Annotated in this window: 7 protein-coding genes; 2 read left to right on the top strand and 5 right to left on the bottom strand. The window is 71.4% G+C overall.

Features of this window, described 5'->3' with window-relative positions; all coding sequences use genetic code 11:
* The coding region (locus tag ACN27A_RS34255; protein WP_421459135.1) for a UbiA family prenyltransferase at positions 1-431 on the top strand (431 nt) is incomplete at its 5' end.
* Position 432: 1 nt separating this feature from the next.
* Here the strand turns inward: ACN27A_RS34255 and ACN27A_RS34250 are convergent.
* Positions 433-1,419 carry a quinone oxidoreductase family protein gene (locus ACN27A_RS34250; RefSeq protein ID WP_421459133.1) on the bottom strand — a complete coding sequence of 329 codons (987 nt, stop codon included), beginning with the start codon at positions 1,417-1,419 and terminating at the stop codon, positions 433-435.
* A gap of 40 nt (positions 1,420-1,459) precedes the next feature.
* On the opposite strand from ACN27A_RS34250, the gene ACN27A_RS34245 reads away from it, so the two are divergent.
* Positions 1,460-2,410, top strand: a complete 951-nt coding sequence (locus ACN27A_RS34245) for an ATP-grasp domain-containing protein (protein ID WP_421459131.1) — start codon at positions 1,460-1,462, stop codon at positions 2,408-2,410.
* On the opposite strand, the gene ACN27A_RS34240 is transcribed toward ACN27A_RS34245, so the two are convergent.
* The 4 genes from ACN27A_RS34240 to mptB all read right to left on the bottom strand — a co-directional run bounded on the left by ACN27A_RS34240 (position 2,360) and on the right by mptB (position 6,856).
* The gene (locus ACN27A_RS34240) at positions 2,360-3,316 is read right to left on the bottom strand and encodes a COX15/CtaA family protein (protein WP_421459129.1); all 957 of its coding nucleotides are present in this window, start codon (positions 3,314-3,316) and stop codon (positions 2,360-2,362) included. The two genes, ACN27A_RS34245 and ACN27A_RS34240, sit on opposite strands and share 51 nt — an antisense overlap.
* A gap of 47 nt (positions 3,317-3,363) precedes the next feature.
* Positions 3,364-4,149: an ABC transporter permease gene (locus tag ACN27A_RS34235; protein WP_421459128.1), complete on the bottom strand. Its 786-nt coding sequence runs from the start codon at positions 4,147-4,149 to the stop codon at positions 3,364-3,366.
* A 5-nt stretch (positions 4,150-4,154) separates the two neighbouring features.
* A complete protein-coding gene (locus ACN27A_RS34230) occupies positions 4,155-5,018 on the bottom strand; it encodes an ABC transporter ATP-binding protein (RefSeq protein ID WP_421459126.1) in 864 nt (287 codons plus the stop codon).
* Positions 5,019-5,113: 95 nt separating this feature from the next.
* Complete coding sequence (gene mptB, locus ACN27A_RS34225) at positions 5,114-6,856, bottom strand: polyprenol phosphomannose-dependent alpha 1,6 mannosyltransferase MptB (protein WP_421459124.1); 1,743 nt, start codon at positions 6,854-6,856, stop codon at positions 5,114-5,116.
* Positions 6,857-6,964: the final 108 nt, after the last annotated feature.

Raw genomic sequence — 6,964 nt, 5'->3', positions numbered from 1 at the left:
GGTCGGCGGTCACCGGCACCATCCAGTGGCCGGCACTGGTGATGTTCCTCATCATCTTCTTCTGGACACCTCCGCACACCTGGGCGCTGGCCATGCGCTACAAGGAGGACTACAAGGCCGCCGGTGTGCCGATGCTGCCGGCGGTGGCCACCGAGCAGCAGGTCACCAAGCAGATCCTGATCTACACCTGGCTCACCGTGGCGGCGACGCTGGCCCTGGCGCTGGCGGCGGGGTGGCTCTACGCCGCGGTGGCCATCGTGGCCGGCACCTGGTTCCTGGTGATGGCCCACCAGCTCTACGCCGGGGTGCGCCGGGGCGAGCCGGTGAAGCCGCTGCGGTTGTTCCTGCAGTCGAACAACTACCTCGCCGTGGTCTTCCTGGCGTTGGCGGTGGACTCCGCGCTGGCCCTGCCCGCGCTCTTCGCGGTCTGAGTCAGGGCACCAGCACCACCGAGCCGACGGTTTTGCGGCCCTGCAGATCCCGGTGCGCCTGTTCGGCGTCGCGCAACGGGTAGCGACGGCTGACGGTGACAGACAGGGTGCCGTCGGCGATGGCGGTGAGTAGTTCACCGGCCCGCCAGGAGAATTCGTCGGACGTGCGGGTGTAGTGGCCCAGGTTGGGCCGGGTCAGGTACACCGATCCGGCCGCGTTGAGGCGCTGGGGGTCGACCGGGGGCACCGGGCCGCTGGCCGCGCCGAACAGTGCCAGGGTGCCGCGCACCGCCAGGCTGGCCAGGCTGGCTTCGAAGGTCGACGCGCCCACGCCGTCGTAGACCGCGGCGACGCCGTCGCCGTCGGTGAGTTCCCGGATCCGGGCGGCGAACGCCTGTGCGCCGCCCTCGCCCCCGTCGGGGTAGTCGAGCACCTCGACCGCGCCGGCCTGGCGGGACAGTTCCGCCTTGTCCGGGGTGGACACCGTGGTGATCACCCGGGCGGCCAGCGCGGTGGCCCACTGCGTCAGGATCAGTCCGACGCCGCCCGCACCGGCGTGCATCAGTACGGTGTCGCCCTGCTGCACGGGGTAGGTCGATTTGAGCAGGTAATGCGCCGTCATGCCTTTCAGCAGCGCCGAGGCGATCGCGTCGGGGGCCACCCCGTCGGGCACGTAGGCGACGAAGTCGGCTGGGGCCACGCAGTATTCGGCATACGCGCCGGAAGCCTTGTCGGTGACCACCCGATCGCCGACGGTCAGCGCCGCGACCCCGGCACCGATGGCTTCGATGACCCCGCACACCTCGCTGCCCACGACGAACGGCAGCTCACGCGGGTAGAGCCCGGACCGGAAGTAGGTGTCGATGAAGTTGACGCCGATCGCCTCGGCCCGGATCAGCACCTGGCCGGGGCCCGGTTCGGGCTGCGGCTTCTCGACGTGGGACAGAACTTCCGGCCCGCCTGTTTCGGCGACTTCGATGGCGTACATAGGGCCCATCATGCCTCCCTCGGTAACATCTTCTCCGCTCATGAAGCTGGCCCGTCCCGATGTCTTCCACCCCCGCGTCGTGCTCGCGGGGTGCGCGGCGCTGCCCGAGGGCGACGGGGACGACGACGGTCTGGTCGAGGCGCTGCGCCGCCGTGGACTGCATCCGCGCTGGCTGCCCTGGGACGACCCGGCGACCCTGGACGCCGACCTGGTGATCCTGCGCGCGGCATGGGATTACACCGAGCGCCTCGACGAATTCCTGGCCTGGACCCGGCGGGTGCGCCGGTTGCTCAACCCTGCCGCGGTGGTCGCGTGGAACACCGACAAGCGCTACCTGGGCGACCTGGCTGCCGCCGGGGTGCCGACCGTGCCCAGCGTGTTCGTCGCGCCGGGGGAGGGCTTCGCGCTGCCACCCGGCACGGAGGGCGGCGAGGTCGTCGTCAAGCCGGCCGTCGGAGCCGGGTCGGTGGGCGCGTTGCGGTTCACGGACCCGGCCGCGGCCGCGGCGCACGCCGCGGCGCTGCAGCAGGCCGGTCAGACGGTCCTGGTGCAGCCCTACGACCCGAGAGTGAGCGCGGGTGAGACAGCGCTGGTGTTCGTCGGTGGCGCGGCCTCGCACGCGTTCACCAAGGGGCCGATCCTGCCGCCGCCGGGGGGTGCGCCGGTCTTCGACGAGTCGGGCACCTACGCCGAGGAGCGGCTGGCGCCTGCCGATCCGGATTTCGAGCTGTGGGACGTCGGTCATGCCGCCCTGGCAGCCGCCGCCGCCCATCTCGGCATCACGCCCGGCGATCTGCTCTACGCCCGGGTCGATGTGCTCGGCGGGCCCGAGGCTCCCCGGCTGCTGGAACTCGAGCTGGTCGAGCCGTCGCTGGGCTGGCGCCAACTCGACGACGCGACCCGGGCGCGCCGGCAGCGGGTGTTCGCGCTGGCCGTCGAATCAGCGCTGGAACGCTTCGGCCTCGGTCCGTTCTCGCATCGAAGCCCATAGCGCGGCGGTGGCGGCGGTGCAGGCCGCCGCACCGGCGACGTGCAGGGCGACCAGGGCTTCCGGGACGCCGGTGAAGAACTGGATCGCACCCAGCAGGCCCTGAGCGGCCACCAGCGCGACCACCACGACGAGGCGCTTGAGCACGGCGCGGGCGGCATGCGCCGCCAGCAGCCCGAAGCCGAGCCCGATCAGCAGGGACAGGTAGGCGACCAGCAGCGACGAGTGCAGGTGCACCAGGGTGGTGATCTCGATCTGCAGGCGCGGCACCGGACGTTCGATGCTCTTGTCGCCGGCGTGCGGCCCGGCTCCGGTCACCATCGTTCCGGTCACCAGCACCGCGGCCAGCGTGACGGCGCTGAGGACGGTCAGGTGGCGCAGCGGGCCCGGCACCCGGGTGCGGTAGGCGCCCCGGTCGGGTTCGCCGACTTTGACGAACAGCAGCACCGCCAGCCAGACCATCGTCATCGAGGCGAGCAGGTGGATCGCCACCGTCCACCACAGCAGGCCGGTCAGCACGGTGATGCCCCCGATCACCGCCTGGACCACGGTCGAGGCGGGCATCAGCCATGCATAGACGAGCACCTCGCGGCGGCGTCGCGCCCGCACGACCACGATGACGGCCGCCGCGGCGGTCAGCACCACCAGGAACGTCAGCAGCCGGTTGCCGAACTCGACGGCCTGGTGGATGCCGGCCACCTCGGGGTGCGGGACGGGTGTGAAGCTGCCCGGGAAGCACTGCGGCCAGGTGGGACAGCCCAGCCCCGAGGCGGTCACCCGCACGATCGCACCGGTGACGGCGATACCGCCCTGGGTGAGGATCACGGCCGCGGCGACGATGCGCTGCGTGCGCAGGCTCGGTTCCGGAAGCAGGTCGACGAGCCGCATGAATAGTCGTTTCACGGGCACCTTGTGATGGTAGAGCCTTGCTAACTACGCCCCGTAGTAGGGGCGGCTCAGGTGAAGCGGAACCACTTCAGTGCGCACACCGCGCCGACGGCTCCCCACCCGGCCAGCACGGCGATCCCGAACCAGTCCACCGACAGCGTCATCGCCTGGGACAACGATTCGGTCAGCGCCCCGGACGGGGTCAGTCGCGCCACCCAGGCCACCGCCGACGGGACCACGCCCCCCGCGCCGCTGTCCAAGGTCAGAGCACCCAGGCCGGCGAAGACGAACCACAGCAGGTTGGCCACGGCCAGCACGATCTCGGCGCGCAGCGTCCCGCCGAGCAGCAGGCCCAGTGCGGCGAACACAGCGGTGCCCAGGGCGATGATCACCGCGCCCAGCGCGAGCCCGGCGATCGGCGGCCGCCAGCCCAGCGCCGCGCCGATGGCGCCGAACAGAACGGACTGCAGGATCACCACCGACACCACGGCCATCGACTTGCCGGCGATGATGCCCCACACCGGCAGGGCGGTGGCGCCGAGCCGTTTGAGCGCCCCGTAGCGCCGGTCGAAGGCCACGGCGATGGCCTGGCCGGTGAAGGCGGTGGAGATCACCGCCAGGGCCATGATCGCGGGCACGAAGGTGGCGGCGCGGTTGGGTCCGAACGAGCCCAGCGGTAACAGGGTCATCCCGACCAGCAGCGTGATCGGGATGAACATGGTCAGCAGCAGCTGCTCGCCGTTGCGCAGCAGCAGGCGCAACTCGAGGCCGAACTGTGCGGCCAGCATCCGGGGCACCGGTGCGGGACGCGGATCCGGGGAGAACGTCCCCGGGGCGAATCTGTTGTCGCTCATGCCACTCATGGACGCAGCTCCCGGCCGGTCAGATCGAGGAAGACGTCTTCGAGGCTGCGCTGTTCGACACGCATGTCGGTGGCCAGCACGTCGAGGCGGGCGCACCACGCGGTCACGGTCGCGAGCACCTGGGGGTCGATGTGGCCCTCCACCAGATACTCGCCCGGGGCCGTCTCGACCGCCCGGTAGCTCTCCGGCAGCGCCGACACCAGCAGGCTCAGATCCAGCTTTCGGGGGGCGCGGAAGCGCAGCTGGTTCTCGGCGCCGTTGCGGGTCAGTTCGGCCGGGGTGCCGGTGGCGACCGCCGCGCCGTGGTCGATGATCAGGATGCGGTCGGCCAGTTCCTCGGCCTCGGCCAGCTGGTGGGTGGTGAGGACGACCGTCACCCCGTCCCGGCGCAGCGCGTCGATCAGCTCCCACACCACGATGCGTGCGTGGGCGTCCATGCCCGCGGTGGGTTCGTCGAGGAACACCAGTTCCGGGCGGCCGACGACCGCGCAGGCCAGGGCGAGACGCTGTTGTTGTCCGCCGGACAGCCTGCGGTAGGGGGTGCGGGCCGAGTCGTTGAGTCCCAGGGTGCTCAGCAGCCACGCCGGATCCAGCGGGTCGGCCGAGTAGGCGGCCACCAGGTCGAGCATCTCACCGGCCCGGGCCGCCGGATACGCGCCGCCGCCCTGCAGCATCACCCCGGTGCGGGCCCGCACCGCGGCGTTGTCGGCCACCGGGTCGAGACCGAGGATCTCGATCGACCCGGAGTCCGGTTTGAGGAAGCCCTCGCACATCTCCACCGTTGTCGTCTTGCCCGCCCCGTTGGGGCCCAGCAGGGCGAACACCTCGGCGGGGCCCACCTCGAGATCGAGCCTGGACACCGCGGTGGTGGATCCGTACCGCTTGGTGACCGCGCGCAGCCGCACGGGCGCCGACGGGCGCTCGTGCGCAGGTCCGGCGGCAGATGGGCGCGGGGTCACGGAGACTCAGCGTAGGCGTCGGTCCTGGGGGTCGGTGGCGCTGGTGGCGCCGGGGGGGCCCCGGGAGGTGCGTCGGCTTCGCCGGCGGGGCGGCCCGAGGCCGTTCGCGGCAGTGCCCGCCACGGCAACCGGCGGTGGGTCAGCGCGATCAGCAGCAGCACGATCACCGCGCTGGCCAGCGTCGCCATCACGATCTGGAACAGGGCGAACCGGTCGCCGTTAGCGGTCGGTCCGAAGATGCCGACCACCAGCGTCACCACGATCACCGCGGCGCGGAAGCCCGGCCTGGTGGCCCACGCGGCCAGCGGAATGATGGCCCACAGCAGATACCACGGCTGCACCACCGGGAACAGCAGCACGGTGGCGCCGAGCGCGACGCCGAGCCCGCCCACCGGATGCAGCCGGCCGCGCAGCACCGCCAGCAGCAGCCAGGTCACGATCACCGCGATGAGGCTGACGCCGATCGCACGGGTCAGTGCCAGCACCGCGGTGGTGTGGTCGCCGAGGCCGAGCAGGATGCCGACCTGGCCGGTGCCCAGCGCCAGCAGCGTCGGCGGGGACATCCAGCTGCGCACCACGTTGGCCGTGCCCAGCGTGAACAGCCAGCCGAAGCCCAGCCCGCTGGCCCAGCCGATGACGGCCATCACCGCCAGCGACACGGTGCCCAGCAGCCCGCCGGCGTACAGGAACGCCCGGACCGTGCCGCCCCACCGGTGGGCCAGGGCCATCACTACGAACCCCAGCGCCAGCAGTGAGGGGAGTTTGACCTGCGAGGACATCGTGATCAGCACCGTGCCGCCGACCAGCATGGCCGCCGGATACCAGCGTGCCCAGTCGGCGCGGCCACGGGGCCACGCCCGTGACCTGCGCAGGTCCGCGCTCAGTCGCGGTGGCGAACCTCTGACCGCGCTGATGCCGCGCAACGCGAACTCGGTGCCGGTCAGCATCAGGCCCAGCATCAACGCCTCGTTGTGGATCCCGGCGACCAGATGCATGAACAGCAGTGGATTGGTCGGGCCCAGCCACAGCGCGCTCACCTCGGCGACCCCGCACCGGCGGGCCAGCCGCGGGGTGGCCCACACGATCAGCCCGACCCCGATCAGCACCATGAGCCGGTGGAACAGCACGGCCTCGACGATGTTCTCCCCGGTGATCGCCGAGATTCCCCGCCCGATCCACAGGAACAGCGGACCGTACGGAGCCGGCGTTTCGCGCCACAGGCTGGGCACCGACAGGGTGAAGACGTGGTCGAGCCCCAGCCCGGTGGCCGGCCCGACCCGGTAGGGGTCGCTGCCCTGCAGCGAGATCTCGCTCTGGGCCAGGTAGGAGTAGACGTCCTTGCTGTACATCGGAGGGGCGATGAGCAGCGGTAACGCCCACAGCAGCAGGGTCCGGTCCAGTTGGCTGCGGGTCATCCGGCGCTCGCCGAGGGCGAACCGGCCGAGCATCAACCAGGCCAGCGTCATCATCACCGCGCCGGTGGTGGTCATGGTCAGCGACACGGTCTGGATGCGCGACGGCAGGTTGAGCAGCCGCACTCCGAAGGTCGGGTCCTGGATGACGGGGCGTGCCCCGGCGCCCAGTGCGCCGATGGCCATCAGCACGGTTCCGGTGGCACCGAACAGGCGGGTACGCCGCATCGCGATGAGTTCGGCGTCGTTGAGTGGGGTACCGACCGCGCGCTCGTCGCCGTGCCAACCGGCGATCGAGGTGCTGAGGGAAAGGAGGCGGCCTGCCACGAGGGCAGCGTAGCCGCCGGATATTCCCGTCCGGCCGGGACGAGACGATGTGACCATCCCAACAGGCGCCGATTAGGGTGCCCTTCCTAGACCCGCTGCGGTAATTGC

It is taken from the genome of Micromonospora sp. WMMD737 (assembly GCF_049179055.1).
Lineage (GTDB): Bacteria > Actinomycetota > Actinomycetes > Mycobacteriales > Micromonosporaceae > Micromonospora > Micromonospora reichwaldensis.
The sequence above is the reverse complement of the archived record's forward strand: the minus strand, read 5'-3'. Positions and strand labels throughout refer to the sequence as shown.